The sequence below is a fragment of the Gardnerella greenwoodii 00703Dmash genome (assembly GCF_000263635.1).
In the GTDB taxonomy this organism is placed as follows: Bacteria; Actinomycetota; Actinomycetes; order Actinomycetales; family Bifidobacteriaceae; genus Bifidobacterium; species Bifidobacterium greenwoodii.
Window position 1 is genome coordinate 15,333 of the sequence record NZ_ADEV01000007.1, and the last position, 17,752, is coordinate 33,084.

Annotated in this window: 9 protein-coding genes and 1 pseudogene; 7 read left to right on the plus strand and 3 right to left on the minus strand. The window is 47.9% G+C overall.

Annotated features, from left to right (window positions below):
- The first annotated feature begins 103 nt into the window (after positions 1–103).
- Both NG78_RS03385 and NG78_RS03380 read left to right on the plus strand, forming a co-directional pair.
- Positions 104–829 (plus strand): Crp/Fnr family transcriptional regulator, encoded by a 726-nt coding sequence (locus tag NG78_RS03385; protein ID WP_004128969.1) that lies wholly within the window; start codon positions 104–106, stop codon positions 827–829.
- 36 nt (positions 830–865) lie between these two features.
- Positions 866–3,193, plus strand: a complete 2,328-nt coding sequence (locus tag NG78_RS03380; protein ID WP_004134368.1) for a transglycosylase domain-containing protein — start codon at positions 866–868, stop codon at positions 3,191–3,193.
- A 121-nt stretch (positions 3,194–3,314) separates the two neighbouring features.
- Here NG78_RS03380 and NG78_RS03375 read toward each other — a convergent pair whose 3' ends face one another.
- Positions 3,315–4,469, minus strand: a complete 1,155-nt coding sequence (locus tag NG78_RS03375) for a quinone-dependent dihydroorotate dehydrogenase (protein ID WP_004134370.1) — start codon at positions 4,467–4,469, stop codon at positions 3,315–3,317.
- A gap of 175 nt (positions 4,470–4,644) precedes the next feature.
- Between NG78_RS03375 and NG78_RS03370 the strand changes: the two genes are divergently transcribed.
- Positions 4,645–5,502, plus strand: a complete 858-nt coding sequence (locus tag NG78_RS03370; protein WP_029600061.1) for a DeoR/GlpR family DNA-binding transcription regulator — start codon at positions 4,645–4,647, stop codon at positions 5,500–5,502.
- A 76-nt stretch (positions 5,503–5,578) separates the two neighbouring features.
- On the opposite strand, the gene NG78_RS03365 is transcribed toward NG78_RS03370, so the two are convergent.
- Positions 5,579–6,364, minus strand: coding sequence for a hypothetical protein (locus tag NG78_RS03365; RefSeq protein WP_004134373.1), 786 nt, complete (start codon positions 6,362–6,364; stop codon positions 5,579–5,581).
- A gap of 70 nt (positions 6,365–6,434) precedes the next feature.
- A complete protein-coding gene (locus tag NG78_RS0105840; protein WP_004134375.1) occupies positions 6,435–7,124 on the minus strand; it encodes a tRNA (cytidine(34)-2'-O)-methyltransferase in 690 nt (229 codons plus the stop codon).
- A gap of 417 nt (positions 7,125–7,541) precedes the next feature.
- On the opposite strand from NG78_RS0105840, the gene rpoB reads away from it, so the two are divergent.
- The 4 genes and pseudogenes from rpoB to NG78_RS03345 all read left to right on the plus strand — a co-directional run.
- On the plus strand, positions 7,542–11,090 hold the full coding sequence (rpoB, locus tag NG78_RS03360; protein ID WP_032837779.1) for a DNA-directed RNA polymerase subunit beta: 3,549 nt from the start codon (positions 7,542–7,544) through the stop codon (positions 11,088–11,090).
- Between the two features lie 94 nt (positions 11,091–11,184).
- Positions 11,185–15,204 carry a DNA-directed RNA polymerase subunit beta' gene (locus NG78_RS03355; RefSeq protein ID WP_004134380.1) on the plus strand — a complete coding sequence of 1,340 codons (4,020 nt, stop codon included), beginning with the start codon at positions 11,185–11,187 and terminating at the stop codon, positions 15,202–15,204.
- A gap of 502 nt (positions 15,205–15,706) precedes the next feature.
- Positions 15,707–16,987, plus strand: a complete 1,281-nt coding sequence (locus NG78_RS03350) for a hypothetical protein (RefSeq protein ID WP_004134384.1) — start codon at positions 15,707–15,709, stop codon at positions 16,985–16,987.
- A gap of 258 nt (positions 16,988–17,245) precedes the next feature.
- A pseudogene (locus NG78_RS03345) lies at positions 17,246–17,725 on the plus strand (ORF6N domain-containing protein); the annotation flags it as partial.
- Positions 17,726–17,752: the final 27 nt, after the last annotated feature.

Here is a 17,752-nt window from a genome sequence, read left to right on the forward strand (position 1 = left end):
ATAGTCCTTAGTGTTGTTCGTTTACGCGCATACGTTTACGTTCATCCGTGTGCGTAGGTAACTCAAAGGCGATGTATCTACTTTGCTTGAGAAGGGTAAAGCAATGGTGATAAGCAAAACTAGTGCAGTGATCACAAATAGTGATAGATTGTCTCTGCAACACACTGCATTGTTTAAGCAAGTTCCTGCGGATCAAATGAAGGAACTTTTGGTGCATCTTCAGGAGTCGATTTTCAACAAAGGTGAGTCGATTTTTAATGAGGGAGATACCGATCACAGAATGTATCTTCTTGAGCGCGGTCGCGTAAAATTAGTACGTCATTCTAACGATAATCGCGTGCAATTGCTTAGTATTCATACTTCTGGCGAAATTTTGGGCGAAATTCCTGTTTTTGACCCAAAGGGCGGTCCTCGTACAGCTTCGGCAATCACAATTACAAGCAAAACAAAAGTTTTGTGGCTGGAAAACGATATTTTATTCGCTTGGCTAAATAATCATCCTCGAGTTGCTGTAGATATGCTGCAAGTTTTGGCTGCGCGAATGAGAGCGAATAATGAGAGAATTTCCGATTTAGTTTTTATGGATGTTCCAGCTCGTTTGGCAAAAACTTTGTTGAATTTGGCATCCAGATTTGGCGAGCCAATGAGTGACGGTTTGCTTGTGCCGCACGATTTAACTCAGGAAGAATTAGCTCAGTTGGTTGGTTCTTCTAGGGAAACTGTAAACAAGGCGCTTATGGATTTTGCAAATCGCGGGTGGATTATGCGAAAAGGACGCTCGATTATTATTTATAAGCCGGGAATGTTAATTCGAAGAGCAGAGCGCTGATTGTTCAAGTAGAGGCAAACCTTTAGAATAGTACGCATGCCGAAAAAGAATTCACTTACTGCTCGCCGTGTGCTAGCGCTGTTTCTTACCTACATCACTTTGTGTGTTGCTGGTGGTGTTGCTGCAAGTATTATGTTCGTTCCTGGCGTTATGAGTGTGAATAGCGTGGTGAAAACAGTTGTTCCTTCACTTCGCGTTGATGGCATCGATTTTGACGTAACTGCTTTGCCGCAAAAATCGCGACTTTATGCAGCTGACGGCAAAACAATTATCGCAACATTTTACGCGCAAAATCGCACTGTTGTGCCGCTTAGACGTATTTCGCAATATATGCAGCAGGCAATGGTTGCTCGTGAAGATAGGCGATTCTTTGAGCATTCTGGCGTTGACGTTCAAGGCGTTATGCGTGCGTTTGTGAAAACATTCGTTAAAAAGTCAGATATGCAAGGTGGCTCTTCCTTAACACAGCAGTATGTGAAAAATGTGCTTATGATTAAAGCGCGCGAAAACAACGATCCTTTGGCGGAATATCACGCTTCTGAAGGCACGATTGCGCGTAAGCTTCGCGAAATGCTCATAGCAATCCAAATGGAAAAGAAGTATTCAAAACTTGAGATTTTGCAAGGCTATCTTAATATTGCGCAATTTGGTAGCAATAATATTTACGGTGTAGAAACTGCAGCTCATCGCTACTTTAATACGAGCGCAGCAAAGCTTAATCTTGTGCAGGCTGCAACTATTGCTGCAATCACAAAAAATCCTTCTCATTACGATCCATCTATTGAAGAAAATCAACCAGAAGCGCAAAAGCAGCGCAATATTGTGCTTGATTTAATGCTTCGTCAAGGTTTTATAAATCAGAAAGAGCACGATTCTGCTGTAGCAACTCCGCTAAAAGATACTCTTAATGTGCAGCGCGAAGTGTCTAAGATTGGTTGCCAGGCTGCAGGCGACGCTGCATTCTTCTGCGATTACGTAACCAAGCGAATTTTGCACTCTCGCGAATTTGGAAAGACGGCTGTTGCTCGAGAAAAGCTTCTTACTGAAGGTGGTCTCGATATTTACACCACTATGGATTTGCGCGCAAGTAAGGCTGCAATGAAAGCTGCTCGTGACACGATTCCAGTAAACGATAAAAGCGGTTTTGAAGTTTCGATTGCCGCTATTAAGCCTGGAACTGGTGAGGTTTTGGCCTTTGGTAGCAACCGTATTTATGATGCGTCCGACGCTGCTAGGTCTGACCCAACTCATACTGCTCTTAACTACGCTGTTGACGAGCGAGATGGTGGCGGTCTTGGCTGGCAGATTGGTTCTACTTGGAAGCCTATCAATATGGTTGCGTGGATGCTTGCTGGAAAGTCAATCAACCAGCCTCTTCGCACAACTATTAGATACAATAATTCTGATTTTAACTGCAATAAGTTCCGCGGAGCCGGCTCATGGTTTGTGCAAAACTCCGGCGGTGGCACTGTTAGCCCAGAAACGCCTTTGCAAGGTCTTGTTCGTTCTCACAACACTACGCAGGCGTCTATGGCTCAGCAAATTAAGCTGTGCTCTATTGCAGACGCTGCTAAAATTCTTGGCTACCATAATTCGCCTCTTGGTCAGGAAAGCGTGTATTCTGCCAATTCTTTGAACCCGCCAATGACCATTGGTTCTGTGCAGGCTTCGCCTTTAACTGTTGCGAATGTGTATGCAACTTTGGGTGCGGATGGTGTTGCTTGCGACCCGATTGCCATTAAGCGAGTTATTGATAAGAACGGCAAGCGTTTAAGAGTTCCTAGTGCGCATTGCCATCAGGCTATTCCAAAGGGTATTGCACAAACTGCCGCATACGCACTTAATCAGGGTGTTGTTCAACCTGGTGGTGAGGCTTCAACAACTCAGCTTGACGGCGGACGTAAAACCTTCGCAAAAACTGGTACTAACGAACAGTACTACATGACCACAGCAGGATTTGTGCCGTATCAGGTGGCTTCGTTTGTGGCTGTCGGCAATGCCGAATCGCAAAAGAGCTTTAACGGCATGACTATTAACGGTCGCACAATGGCAGCTTGGTATGGTATGTATATTGCAACGCCTGCCTGGAAGCAGTTTATGAACGACTATTTGAAGGCTGCTAATATTCCTGTTGATAACGATTACGGAAAGCCGGATCCAAAGTACACTGCCGGAGCTTCCTCAACGCACGACTCGCTTTATAAGAAGCCTGCACAAACTGAGCAGGAGAAGCGAGATGAAGACGCTCGTCGTCAGGCTGCTACCGAACAGCAGGAAGAGGCTAATAAGCAGCAGCAGACGCAGGATCAGTATGGAACTGCTCGTCGAGATGACTACAGCACTTCCACAGGAGATGGGTATTAAGTTTTAGATGATTAAACAGCGCAGGCGGCATAAACTACTTGCACGTGCGCTGTTTTGGTCAAAATTGCGCAAAAAAAAACGGCATAAACTACACGCAACTGAGTAGTTTATGCCGTCACTTTTAGTCTAAATCTGCTCCAACAGCGTCGGAAACATGCTCGAATCCGTCGCGCTTCAAAAGATCCGCAAGTCCGCGCTTTAGCGTCGTAATCTGCTGCGGTCCTCTGTACATAAGCGACGTAATAAACATAACCAAATCCGCGCCAGCGCGAATCTTCTCGTATGCTTGCTTTGGTGTAAATACGCCGCCAATTCCAGCAATAGCAAAACGATCGCCAAAAGCCTTACGCGTGCGACTAATAAGTTCGTTGCTTGCCTGGTAGGTAGGGCCTCCAGAAAGTGCGCCTTGCCAATCTGCTGGAACGTCAAGTCCGGAGCGGTTCTTCTGCAAGTTCGCAATACTTACGCCATCAACCTTATGCTCGGCAAGAACATCTAGAAGTGACTTAAACTGCTCCCATCCTCCCGGCAAATTAAGCGGCATCTTAACAAGAGTTGGCTGCGGTCGCTTAATAGTATCAAGATCGCTAAAAAGCTTATCCAGCGCTTCAGGCTCTCTAAAAGGCTCACCTACGCGAGTATTCGGGCAGGAAATATTCACCTCAATAATCGAGCTGCGTCCAGCAGCGCGTTCCATAGAAATGTGATAATCTTCAATGCCTTCGTTTAAATCGCCAACTAAATCGTCGTTAGTGCGAGCAATCGAAATAGACATATTCATTGACTTAGCTTTAGTCCACGCTTTTTCTGCGCGCGCAACAACCGCTTCGCTGCCGTCGTTTGCTAAGCCTGCGTGTACCAAAATAGAGTCGTATTGCGGAAGACGATGATACCAAGGCTTCTGATTTCCTTCGCAAGGACGGCTTGTAGTTGAGCCAACTGTTTCAAAACCAAAGCCGGCATTGTCTAGCACGGTTGCCATTTGGCAGTTTTTATCTAAGCCGGCGCTTAAGCCGAACGGGTTCGCAAAATCCAATCCCATAACATTCGTTTCAAGAACCGGATCCGTGTAGTTAAGCATTGTGCGAAGAAGCCACATAAGTCCCGGCGTATTTTCGCTGAATTTGCAGAAGTCAATCATGCGTTCGTGAGCTTCGTCAGGAGGAATGTTGAACACAAAATGAGGCTTTATTACATGCTTGTAGGAGAAAGTGAAAAAATCAGTCGTGGCTTTATTGACGACATTGTGCAATGAATTTTCAGAAACGTAATGCATATCTATATACTAGTGCATTATTTGTGCGTTTGCCACCCGAATGCGCGTTCGTTTTTGTGCGATTTATTACAAAAATAAGATTTGTACGCGGGTAAATGTGCGTTCTTTTCGTTTTTACACCCCAAAACGCTCAATCGCGTTTGTTTTTTGCGTATACTTGTGCGATAATGTTCGTATGATTTCTTCGCAGCGTCAACATTTGATTTTAAGCCGTCTTCGTACTCGCGGTGCAGTTCGCATTACCGCGTTGTCTAAAGAGCTGAACGTTTCTGCAATGACAGTTCGCAGGGATATTGCCGAGCTTTCCGATCGCGGTCTTTTAAAGCGAGTTCACGGCGGCGCTGTAACAACCAACACTTTGCTTTCCGAGCCACTGTTTTCTGTAAAGTCGCAAATGGACATTGGTTTGAAGGATGCTATTGCGCGTTTGGCTGTGGACTACGTTTCTCCGGGAGATGTTATTGCTATTGGCGGCGGCACAACAGCTTACGTGTTTGCGCAGCATTTGCTGGAGTCTCGCAGGGCTTCCGGAATTACGATTTTGACTAATTCGATTCCTGTTGCCGAGCTTGTGCAGGCTTTGGAGTCCAAGGATGTTGAGGTTATTGTAACCGGCGGCGTGATTACGCGCTCCAACTCGCTGGTTGGCCCGATTGCAGACAAAGTTGTGGCTTCTCTTCGCGTGAATACCGTGTTTCTTGGCACGCACTCGGTGTCTCTTCCTCGCGGATTCCTTATGCCGAACTCTTTGGAAGCGGCTACAGATATGGCTTTAATGGATATTGCTGACCGCACTATTATTTTGACGGATCACACTAAGTGGAGCTGCACGTCGCTTTCGCTATTTGCGCGTTTTGATCAGGTTGATACTGTTATTACCGACGATGGTTTGGACGCTGATTCTCAGCTTCGTACGCGCGAGCTTGTTAAGGATTTGGTTTTGGCGCCTGTTGGTGACGATCGCGAGATTCTTAATTCTGCTGCAGATGCTACGGATTTTGATTTAGCACATAATTCTGCAGACGAAAACTGACGCGTAGTTTTGCGCGAAGTTGCGCGCATTTGCGCGAAGCTGTAATACGTTTGCTTGATGCACGCTTACAGCACGATTAGCGCACGTTTACAAAAAGCGGCTCGCTATGCAATCCCGCAACGCGCTTATGCTCAACTCTAAGAACATAAGTTCCGCGATTCACCTTCGGCAAATCCTCGTCTGCAGTGCAGCCTTTTCCTGCATTCGTATTGGTATTCCAGGTAATCTTCTTTTCAAAATGATCGCCCTTAGCCATAAGAAGCGGTTTCAAAGCAGTATCGCAAGTATCTGAACGCCACACTGCGTTAGATAAGTAGCTGCTGCTATTTGCGTCTTTCGCGTCTTTTGAATCTTTAGCATTTTTTCCGCTTTTTACTTCTTTGTTATCTTTGCCATCTTTACTATCTTTTGCATCATCATTCGCCTTACTAACAGCATCACTACTGTTTACATACAGCACAGAATTCATATCGGAAGCATCAATAAGACACGAAGTATTTCCCTCATAAACAAAACGCTCAGTAAGCTCAACGCTTCCGCCCATAGGAACGTTTTGAGATTTCACAGAAAGTTCAATATTAATATCGCGCGCAGTGCATCGGGGAGTAAGGCCAACCGGGCGCGGATCTGGCACGGACTTTCTAGAAACATTAACCTCATGTCCTGCAATCGCACCGCCAAGTGCAGCAAGTCCCTTGCCTAAGCTAATAACGCAAAATATTGCCAGCGACACAATCAAAAAAAGCACTACGCACACAAAAACGCGTCTGCGAAAATACATTTTTTGCTGCGACTTGCTCATTTTTTTGCCGGATTTACGCAATTTGCCGCGATTAAATACAGCGCTCGCTTTGCGTTGCATCTGTCGCTTTATTTTGTGTATTCCGGATGGTGTGAACATATTATCCATTGTAATGCATAGTTTGATGTGCTTACTTGCCGCCGGCGAAACCGAGCTGCCTCCACGCTTCGTACACCGCAATAGAAGCGCAATTCGTAAGATTCAAGCTACGAAGCGACGGTCGCATTGGAAGACGAACCTGCTCTGCAACGTGCGGGCCTGCCATAACATCCATCGGATCCGGAATATCTCCTGGTTCCGGGCCAAAAAGCAGAATATCGTTCGGTTTATACTCAATTTCGGTGTAAAGTTTCGTAGCATTTGCAGTAAACGCAATAATTCGAGAATTAGGCATCGACTCAACTAAATTCTCAAAATTCGGGTGCAAAACAACGTGAGCCATATCGTGATAATCCAAGCCAGCACGACGCAATTTAGTATCGTGCAAATTAAAACCGAGCGGCTCAACCAAATGCAAAATCGTGCCGGTTACAGCGCAAAGACGAATTGCAGAACCAGTATTTCCCGGAATACGAGGGGAGTAGAAGCAAAGATGAGGAGTGTGCGTTTCGGCGCGTGCGGCATCGTCGGCGCTGAGCATTGCGTCCATAACGCTAATCGGATTTCCGTGAGCGTCGGTTACGAGCTCGTCCGGGCCGTAGTTGGACTTGCGATACCCGTACTCGTACATTTGCTCTACGCGGCTTGCGGCTGCTTTGTGTGCGTCGGTTTGCTCTTCGGTTTTCGCTTTTGCTTCTTGCGGATTCTCGCTGTTATTCATGCTATTCCTTAGCCTTTTAAGTATCTTTACGTAACTTCGTAATCGTAACGTATTTAGTTTACTCGCAACTTGCACATTATGTTTATTGTTTTGGGAAACATTTGCCGTGTTTTTTCTCTGGCGTTTGTTGTCGGTTTTGCGGATTTGGGAAACATTTGCCGTGTATTTTTCCGGCGTTTGTTGTCGGTTCTTTATTGGCGTGGTGATAGCGGCTAAAAGTCCGGAGTTTTTGGTAGAGTAGAGAGTCTGTGTAAGGTGTGTCATATAGCGGGCATGCTCATGGAACCGAAGAAGGCGCTCGCGAATCACAATATGCTTAAATAAGCACATCATTTGCCGCGATTTTCTTCAGTTTTCAAAGATTAAATAGTTAACTAGCGAGTGATAAAGGAACGTCCATTGGCTGCTGAACAAGCTATGACGAGCACCACGAAAGTCATCGCACGTGCTGACGAGCATGATATTAAACTGCACAAAGCGTCAGATCGTGTGAATTTTGGCTCCATTTGTGAGCCTATTGATGTGCCATACCTCCTCGGCGTGCAAACCGACAGCTTTGATTGGTTGATCGGCTCTGAACGCTGGAAGAAGCGCGTTGCCGAAGACGAGGCAAACGGAACTCACACCGTGCCTCATGTTTCCGGTCTTGACGAAGTCTTCCAGGAGATTTCCCCAATCGAGAATTTTGCTGAGACAATGAGCCTCACATTCTCCGACCCATACTTTGAAGAACCACGCCACACTGTGCTTGAGTGCAAGGAAAAGGATTACACCTATTCCGCTCCACTTTATGTGAACGCTGAGTTTGAAAACGGCGAAACTGGCGAAATTAAAAGCCAGACTGTTTTCATGGGTGATTTCCCATTGCAAACTCCTCACGGCACTTTTATTATTGGCGGCACCGAGCGAGTAATCGTTTCGCAGCTTGTGCGCTCTCCAGGCGTGTATTTTGATCGCACTCAGGATCGCACTTCCGACAAGGATGTTTTCGGCGCGAAGATTATTCCAAGCCGCGGTGCATGGTTGGAATTTGAGATTGACAAGCGCGACGTTTTAGGCGTTCGCGTTGACCGCAAGCGCAAGCAGTCTGCAATCGTATTCCTTATGGCTATTGGCATGACCAAGCCGGAAATTGCCGAAGCTTTCAAGGGTTATCCACTTGTTTTGGATGCTCTCGAAAAGGAATCAATCGATACTCAAGAAGACGCACTTACAGACTTGTACCGTAAGATTCGCCCAGCCGACACTGCAACTCCAGAAGCCGGCCGCAATCTTCTCGACTCCTTCTACTTCAACACAAAGCGTTACGATTTGGCTCGAGTTGGTCGTTACAAGATCAACCGCAAGCTCGGTCTCGAAGCAGACTACAGCGATCGCAGCTTGAACCGTGAAGATATTATCGCCACTATCAAGTATTTGGTAACCTTACACGCAGGCGAGAAAACCTTCCAAGGTAAGCGCGATGGTCAAGACGTGCAGTTGCGTGTTGACGTTGACGATATTGATCATTTTGGAAACCGTCGTATTCGCCAGGTTGGCGAGCTTGTGCAGAATCAGCTTCGTACCGGCTTAAGCCGCATGGAGCGCGTTGTGCGCGAACGTATGACAACTCAGGACGCAGAAGCAATTACTCCTCAGTCCTTAATCAACATTCGCCCAGTAAACGCAACTATTAAGGAATTCTTCGGAACTTCCCAGCTCAGCCAGTTTATGGATCAGAACAATCCTTTGGCAGGCGTTACTAACAAGCGTCGTCTTTCCGCACTCGGCCCTGGTGGTCTTTCTCGCGATCGCGCTTCCATGGAAGTTCGAGACGTGCACCCATCCCACTTCGGACGTATGTGCCCAATCGAATCCCCAGAAGGTCCAAACATCGGTCTTATCGGTTCTTTGGCAACCTTCGGACGAATCAACCCATTCGGCTTCATTGAAACCCCATACCGCAAGGTTGTTAACGGTCACGTAACTAATGAAGTCGAATACATGACTGCAGACCGCGAAGCCGAGCACGTTATTGCTCAGGCAAACCAGGAACTCGACGAAAACGGCAACTTCGTTGGCACTCAAGCACTTGCTCGTGTGGACGAAGAAGAAGCAGTCGATGTGCCTGTTAGCACTGTAGACTACATGGACGTTTCCCCACGTCAGATGGTTTCCCTCGGCGCTTCCTTGATTCCATTCTTGGAGCACGACGAAGGCCACCGTGCATTGATGGGTACGAACATGCAGCGTCAGGCTGTGCCGCTTATTAAGTCCGAGCGCCCACTTGTTGGAACCGGCTCCGAATGGCGTGCAGCAGTTGATTCTGGCGACGTAATCTTGGCAGAAAAGCCGGGCGTAGTAACTTACGTTTCTGCAGATATTATTCGCGTTATGAACGACGACGGAACTCAGTCCAGCTACAAGCTTTCTAAGTTCCAGCGTTCTAACCAAACTACTTGCTACAACCAGGTGCCGCTTATTAAAGACGGCGAGCGCGTTGAAGCTGGTACTGTTTTGGCAGACGGTCCTGCAACCGAAAAGGGCGAACTCGCATTGGGTAAGAATTTGCTCGTTGCATTCATGCCTTGGAACGGTTACAACTACGAGGATGCTGTGATTATTTCCCAGCGTCTTGTGCAGGACGATACGCTTTCTTCTATTCATATTGAAGAGTACGAAATCGACGCTCGCGAAACCAAGCTTGGTTCCGAAGAGATTACTCGCGACTTGCCAAACGTTGGCGAAGATGCGATTGCAAATCTCGACGAGCGTGGCATTATTCGCATTGGTGCTGAAGTTGAAGCCGGCGATATTTTGGTTGGTAAGGTAACCCCTAAGGGCGAAACCGAGCTTACTCCAGAAGAGCGTTTGCTTCGTGCAATCTTCGGCGAAAAGAGCCGCGAAGTGCGCGATACTTCTTTGCGCGTTCCACACGGTGAAACCGGTACTGTGATTGCAGTTAAGGAAATCACTCGCGAAGACGCTGAAGACGACGGCGACGAGCTTCCAAACGGCGTGAACCAAATGATTCGCGTTTACATCGCTCAGCATCGTAAGATCACTCAGGGCGATAAGCTTTCCGGCCGCCACGGCAACAAGGGTGTTATTTCCCGCATTTTGCCAGAAGAAGATATGCCATTCTTGGCTGATGGTACTCCAGTTGACATTATGCTTAACCCATTGGGTGTGCCTTCTCGAATGAACTTGGGCCAGGTGCTCGAGCTTCACTTGGGTTGGATTGCTCACGCTGGCTGGGATATTAACTTGGATCCAGACCTTGAGGCTGCTTGGAAGAAGTACGTGCCGCAGGGCGCTGAGCATGGCGATCCATGCACTCCAGTTGCAACCCCAGTATTCGACGGCGTTCGCCCAGAAACTTTGAAGGGCTTGCTTTCTACAACTCTTGCAAATCGCGATGGCGAAAAGCTTGTTGGTTCAGACGGTAAGGCAACTTTGTTCGACGGTCGCACTGGCGAGCCATTCCCGAAGCCAATTTCTGTGGGCTACATGTACATTTTGAAGCTGCATCACTTGGTTGATGATAAGATTCACGCACGTTCCACTGGTCCTTACTCCATGATTACCCAGCAGCCGTTGGGTGGTAAGGCTCAGTTCGGCGGCCAGCGCTTCGGTGAAATGGAAGTGTGGGCGCTCGAGGCTTACGGCGCTGCTTACACATTGCACGAAATGATGACCACGAAGTCTGATGACGTCGACGGCCGCGTGCGCGTGTATGGCGCTATTGTTAAGGGCGATAACCTCCCACCAGCAGGCATTCCTGAATCCTTCAAGGTGTTGCTTAAGGAAATGCAGTCGCTTTCCCTTAATGTTGAGGTGTTGAACGCTGAAGGCGTTGCAATCGACATGAAGGATGAAGAGGACGACCCAGTTTCATCTTCCGACGATCTTGGCTTCAATATTGGCGCTCGACCAGATTCGTCCGCCAAGGAAGATCAGATTGCTGTTGAACCTGAATACCAGTGATTCGGTAACTGATTCGGTAACTGATTCAGTAACGAACACACTTTAAGAAATTAAGAAACATTAGAAAACAATTTCATGAGACAGGACGATAAGAGTGCTGGACGTCAACGCATTTGACAAACTGAGGATTGGACTGGCCACCGCCGAAGATATCCGTAGCTGGAGCCACGGCGAAGTAAAGAAGCCAGAAACCATTAATTACCGTACCCTAAAGCCAGAGAAGGACGGTCTGTTCGGTGAGCAGATCTTCGGTCCAACTCGCGACTGGGAGTGCGCGTGCGGCAAGTATAAGCGCGTGCGCTTTAAGGGAATCGTGTGCGAGCGATGCGGCGTGGAAGTTACCCGCAGCCGCGTTCGCCGCGAACGCATGGGTCATATTGAGCTTGCAGCTCCGGTAACGCACATTTGGTTCTTCAAGGGTGTGCCAAGCCGTTTGGGCTACTTGCTCGACATTGCACCTAAGGATCTTGAAAAAGTAATCTACTTCGCAGCCTACATGGTTACGAAAGTCGACGAAGAACAGCGTCATCAAGATCTTCCAGATTTGCAAGACGAATTCGATACCGAAATCGCCAACTTGCGCAAGCGTCGCGATAACGAAATCGAAGCTCGCGCTAAGAAGGTTGAAGAAGACTTGCACGAGCTGGAAGAATCTGGCGACGGCAAGGGTGCTGCAAAATCTAAGTTGCGCGCTAGTGCAGAACGCGAAATGTCTGCTATTCGTACTCGCTACGACGAGCAGATTCAGCGTTTGAACGCAGTGTTCGACCGCTTCAAGGGCTTGCGTGCAGGCGATATGGAAGGCGACGTTGACTTGTGGCGCGAGATGGAAGATCGCTACGGCGACTACTTCGAAGGCTGCATGGGTGCTGAAGCTATTAAGAAGCGTTTGCAGGACTTCGATTTGAAGTCTGCCGCAGAAGAGCTTCGCGCAGAAATCGACAACGGAACCGGTCAGCGCAAGGCTCGCGCTTTGAAGCGACTGAAGGTTGTAAACGCGTTCTTGACTACTGGAAACAAGCCAGAAGCTATGGTTTTGGACGTAATTCCAGTAATCCCACCAGATTTGCGACCAATGGTTCAGCTCGATGGTGGTCGTTTTGCAACTTCCGATTTGAACGATTTGTACCGTCGCGTAATCAACCGTAACAACCGTTTGAAGCGACTTATTGAGCTCGGCGCTCCTGAAATCATGCTTAATAACGAAAAGCGCATGCTTCAGGAAGCAGTTGACTCGCTCTTCGACAACGGCCGCCGCGGACGCCCAGTAACCGGCGCATCCAACCGACCATTAAAGTCGCTTTCCGACATGCTTAAGGGTAAGCAAGGCCGATTCCGCCAGAACTTGCTCGGTAAGCGTGTTGATTACTCCGGTCGTTCCGTAATCGTCGTTGGCCCAAGCCTTCGCATGCATCAGTGCGGTTTGCCAAAGCCAATGGCATTGGAGCTTTTCAAGCCATTCGTTATTAAGCGTTTGGTAGATCAGGGCTTCGCTCAGAATATGAAGAGCGCAAAGCGTTTGGTAGACCGCGGCGACTCCGAAGTTTGGGGCGTCTTGGAGGAAGTTATTTCCGAGCATCCTGTGCTTCTTAACCGCGCACCTACACTTCACCGCTTGGGTATTCAGGCATTCGAGCCAATTTTGGTTGAAGGTAAAGCAATCCACCTGCCACCACTTGCCTGCGCAGCATTCAACGCAGACTTCGATGGTGACCAGATGGCAGTGCATCTTCCGCTTTCTGCCGAGGCTCAAGCTGAAGCTCGTACTTTGATGATGGCTTCCGACAATATTTTGAAGCCAGCAGACGGCCACACCGTTACAATGCCATCTCAGGATATGATTCTGGGTCTTTACTACTTGTCTACCGTAATTGAGGGAGCCAAGGGTCAAGGCCGAGTCTTCTCCTCGCTTGCTGAAGCTGAAATGGCTCTCGACAAGCATGAGATTGACATGCAAGCTAAGGTGCTGATTCGCGTTCCTTCAGACTTCGTTTTGCCAAGGAATTGGGAGCCTTCCGAGCTTAAGGTTGTTGATCCTGAGCCAGGCAGCCCAGACGTTGTGCGCGAAGAGCGTTTTAAGGACGGAACTGTACTGTTTGCAACTTCTTGCGGACGTATTTTGTTCAACGGAACTTTGCCGGTTGACTATCCGTTCGTAAACGAGCAGGTGCCAAAGGGCGTACTTTCTAAGATCGTCGACGAAATCGCAACCCGCTATTCTACAGCGCAAGTTGCAGCAACACTCGACGCTTTGAAGGATCTCGGCTTTACTCGCGCTCCTTGGTCTGGCGTAACAATGGCATTCTCCGACATTGTGCTTCCTCCAAATCGCGAGCAAATCGCGCAAGATTACGAGGATCAGGCTGCAAAAATCAACTCCCAGTACGATATGGGTCTTCTTACCGACGAAGAGCGTCGTCAAGAGTTGATCAACTTGTGGACTGAATGCACCGACAAGGTTGCAGACGCAATGCGCGAAAACTTCCACGACGACAACAACGTGAACATCATGGTTCAGTCAGGCGCACGTGGTAACTGGATGCAGATTCGCCAGATTGCTGGTATGCGAGGCCTCGTGGCAAACCCTAAGGGCGAGATTATTCCTCGACCTGTTAAGTCAAACTACCGCGACGGCTTGTCTGTGTTGGAGTACTTCATCTCCCAGCACGGCGCTCGTAAGGGCCTGGCAGATACCGCACTTCGTACGGCAGAATCTGGCTACTTGACTCGTCGTCTTGTGGACGTTTCGCAGGAAGTAATCGTTCGCGAAGAAGATTGCGGCACTAAGCGCGGTCTTATGATGAAGATTGCTGATCGCGACGAAAACGGCAACTTGACGCTTGTTAAGGCTGCTGATGGCGGTCCATACTCGCGCTTGCTTGCTGCAGATGTTCTCGATCCTGCTGACGGCACTACAGTTTTGGCAAAGTGCGGAGATGCGCTTTCTATGGACGTTTTGCGCGATTTGGTTGCGCACGGCGTTGAGGAAGTTAAGGCGCGTTCTGTGCTTACTTGCGAATCTAAGCGCGGCGTTTGCGCAAAGTGCTACGGCTGGTCCTTGGCTACGAGCCGACTCGTGGATGTTGGCGAGGCCGTTGGTATTGTGGCAGCACAGTCCATTGGTGAGCCTGGTACGCAGCTTACGCTTCGTTCCTTCCACTCCGGTGGTGTTGCTTCGGCTTCCGATATTACGCAGGGTCTTCCTCGTGTTACGGAGCTTTTTGAGGCTCGTACTCCTAAGGGCGAGGCTCCAATTGCTGAGTTCCCAGGCGTTGTGAAGGTTGAGGATACCGATCACGGCCGTCAGGTGACTTTGACTCCAGACGACACTACGGTTGAGCCAATCGTTTACCCTGTGACGCGTCGTGCGCCAATGCTGGTAAAGGATGGCGAGCATGTTGACGTTGGTACGCAGCTGATTGAGGGTTCTGTGGATCCTAAGAAGATTTTGCGAATCCTTGGTCCGCGCGCAGCTCAGGTGAATATTGTGGAAGAGGTTCACAACGTTTACCGTTCTCAGGGCGTTGATATTCACGACAAGCACATTGAAGTTATTGTGCACCAGATGCTTCGCCGTATTACGGTGATTGATTCTGGCGACACTGAGCTTCTTCCGGGCGAGCTTGTGGATCAGGCAAAGTTCCGTGAGGCAAACTTGGCTGCCGTTAAGAACGGTGGCAAGCCTGCTGCCGGCCGACCAGAGCTTATGGGTATTACCAAGGCTTCTTTGGCTACGGATTCTTGGCTTTCTGCCGCATCCTTCCAGGAGACTACGCGCGTGCTTACCGAGGCCGCCTTGAGCCAGAAGGAAGATGACCTTAAGGGCTTGAAGGAGAACGTTATTATCGGTAAGCTCATCCCAGCTGGTACCGGTTTGGCGCGTTACCGCAACGCTAACGTGGAGCCGGATCCTCAGGTGCGCGACTCCATTTACCCTAACTTCGGTTTGGGTGGGGCTGACGGCACGCCATCGAACTTCGGTGAAAGCGATATGGCGGATGTTGACTTCTCCAACATTGATTTTGGCGATATGAAGCTCGGCGACGACTTTAACCCGGATGATTTCCTTGACGACCAGGGTGGTCAGGGTGATTACGGCGACGAAGCTGAGTGATTGCGATAATCTGATATAAAAATGGGGCTTCAAGCTTGCGGGCTTGAAGCTCCTTTTTTGTTGCTTGCGCAGCGCGACGACCTGCTTTCGCGCATAGAGCGTAGCGCGCGAAAGCAACTCGGAGCGGAAACTCGCTTAAGTTGAAAGCACAGTGTGCTTTCAACGCGAGTTTCGCAAGCGAGAGCGCAATCTGCGCGAGCATTGACTGCGCGAGTGTCTCATTTTGGTTGTTTTGGGACACTGGTGCAGATTGGTTTCTGCGTGCGTGTCTGATTTTGCTTGTTTTGGGACACTGGTGCAGTATGCGTTCTGCGTGCGTGTCTGATTTTGCTTGTTTTGGGACACTGGTGCAGTATGCGTTCTGCGCGAGTGTCTCTTGCGTAATCTTACGTAACTACTTATTTACGTGCGCTCAATACCTTTTACGTGCGCTCAATACCTTTTATCCACAATGCGTTAATCTTATTGCGCAAGTATTGTCAAGTCGAATAACCTCAGTCGTATGATTGCAGCAAATACTAGCATTATCAGCATGGTTTCAAACGCTGAACAAGAGCATACATGCATTCGACCTGTCACCAACGCGCAAAAACAGTATCTAAAGAAACGCGTGAAGAAAGGCACTTTTGTGCGCACTTTTCGTAATCTTTACTCGCAAACTGATTATTGGCAAAGGCTATATACGTCAGAACGCATACGTCATGTAGCGCTTTCTTTGATGGAGATTTATCCAGAATGGAAGTTTACGGTGACGAGTGGAGCAGCTTTATTAGGATATGATGTTGTTGAAGATTATGACGCGCTGTTTGTTGGTAGCAAATACGATTCACAGAACACTAATTTACAGACGCTTCCAACGCAGATTTATATTCGCTCAAAAACTAACAAATCTACGCACGATAATCCGCAATTGCATCGTATTCGCGCTATTGGTACAGAGCAGGATGGCACGAGCGACGACGTGCGTATTGTGCAGCCGAGTCGCAAGTATGACGGGCGGCTTATTACGCTTCCGCATTTAAGCGACAGGGTAAGTTATGAGATTAGAAGTCATGTTGTTGACAAAAGTACGCTGCTTTTTGATGCTGCTAATAGCTTGAGTTTTAGGGCTGCTTTGCCGATTTTTGATTCTGCTGCGCGCGATAACGTGAATTTTAACAAGGTTCTTGAGATTTGCGGGAGAAGATACTGCGGGAGAAGATACTGCTGGAGGGATGGTGTTGGCGTTGGTGTTGGTGATGCTGGCAGTGTTGGTAGTGTTGGTCTTGGCGGTGTAGCTGGTTTCGGCAGTAATGCGGATCCTATTTTTAGGCTGCGCCGCCTTTGCTTTTTTAAGAATGGTTTAAGCGAGAATGGCGGCGAGTCTTTTGCGCGCGGCACGATGATTGATCTTGGGTTTATGGTGCCTGAGTTGCAGCATGAGTTTGTTGCGCCAAATTCTAGGGTTAAGTATAGGTGTGATTTTTTGTGGCGGGTTTCGGGCGGTGGCCTGATTGTTGGTGAGCTTGATGGGTATGACAAGTATTTTGTTGATTCGACTAATTCTACGCATGCGAACATCAACTTTAATTCTTCGTCTGATACTCAAATGTTGCGTAATTCCTACAATCAGGCCGCTATTAATCGCAATATTGATAGGCAGGCGGAGCGTGAGTCTGTGCTTTTTAGGGAGTGCGGCGTGAGTAAGATTGTGCGCTTTAATTTTGCGGATGTTGTTGGCGTTAAGAATCTTGAGCGGAAGCTTGTTGAGGCTGGTGTGCCGCAGATTATGCGCGTTGGATAATATCGAGCGCTTTTAGAACGCGCAATCTGCGCGAGCATTAGCTGCGCGAGTGTCTGATTTTGGCTGTTTTGGGACACTGGTGCAGTACTGTTTCTGCGCGAGTGTCTCATTTTGGCTGTTTTGGGACACTGGTGCAGATTGGTTTCTGCGTTAGTGTCTGATTTTGCCTACTTTCGGACACTGGTGCAGCGTGCGTTCTGCGTTAGTAACGTATGGTTGGCGGATTGGAAAAGATATTCAGATAATGTTGGGGGCATTATGGCAGAAGAGAATAAAGAGATTGTGATAATAGATGAAACTACGATTAAAAGTAAGATTCACTATATAAGAAATCAAAAGGTTATGCTTGATTTTGAACTTGCTGAAATATATGGATATGAAACAAAAACATTTAATCAGCAAGTAAAGAATAACATAGAAAAATTTGATGAAGATTTTAGATTTCAACTTACAAAAGATGAATGGGAATTTTTGAGGTCAAAAATTTTGACCTCAAAATCAGATGAAGGTTCAGGTGGTAGAAGATATATGCCTTATGCCTTTACAGAACAGGGAATCTATATGCTTATGACTGTATTAAGGGGAGAACTGGCAGTTAAACAGAGCAAGTCTTTAATACGAATGTTCAAGCAGATGAAAGACTTCATTGTTGAAAATAGAGACTTTCTTAGTTCAAAAGAAATGACGCAACTGTTATTGCAAACAAGCCAAAATACAAATGACATAATGCAGCATTCGTATGGTGTGGTTTATTCGTTACTGGTG

Coding starts and splice junctions, on each gene's coding strand:
- NG78_RS03385 (WP_004128969.1), top strand. CDS start 104: ATGGTGATAAGCAAAACTAGTGCAGTGATCACAAATAGTGATAGATTG.
- NG78_RS03380 (WP_004134368.1), top strand. CDS start 866: ATGCCGAAAAAGAATTCACTTACTGCTCGCCGTGTGCTAGCGCTGTTT.
- NG78_RS03375 (WP_004134370.1), bottom strand. CDS start 4,469: ATGCATTACGTTTCTGAAAATTCATTGCACAATGTCGTCAATAAAGCC.
- NG78_RS03370 (WP_029600061.1), top strand. CDS start 4,645: ATGATTTCTTCGCAGCGTCAACATTTGATTTTAAGCCGTCTTCGTACT.
- NG78_RS03365 (WP_004134373.1), bottom strand. CDS start 6,364: ATGCAACGCAAAGCGAGCGCTGTATTTAATCGCGGCAAATTGCGTAAA.
- NG78_RS0105840 (WP_004134375.1), bottom strand. CDS start 7,124: ATGAATAACAGCGAGAATCCGCAAGAAGCAAAAGCGAAAACCGAAGAG.
- rpoB (WP_032837779.1), top strand. CDS start 7,542: ATGACGAGCACCACGAAAGTCATCGCACGTGCTGACGAGCATGATATT.
- NG78_RS03350 (WP_004134384.1), top strand. CDS start 15,707: ATGATTGCAGCAAATACTAGCATTATCAGCATGGTTTCAAACGCTGAA.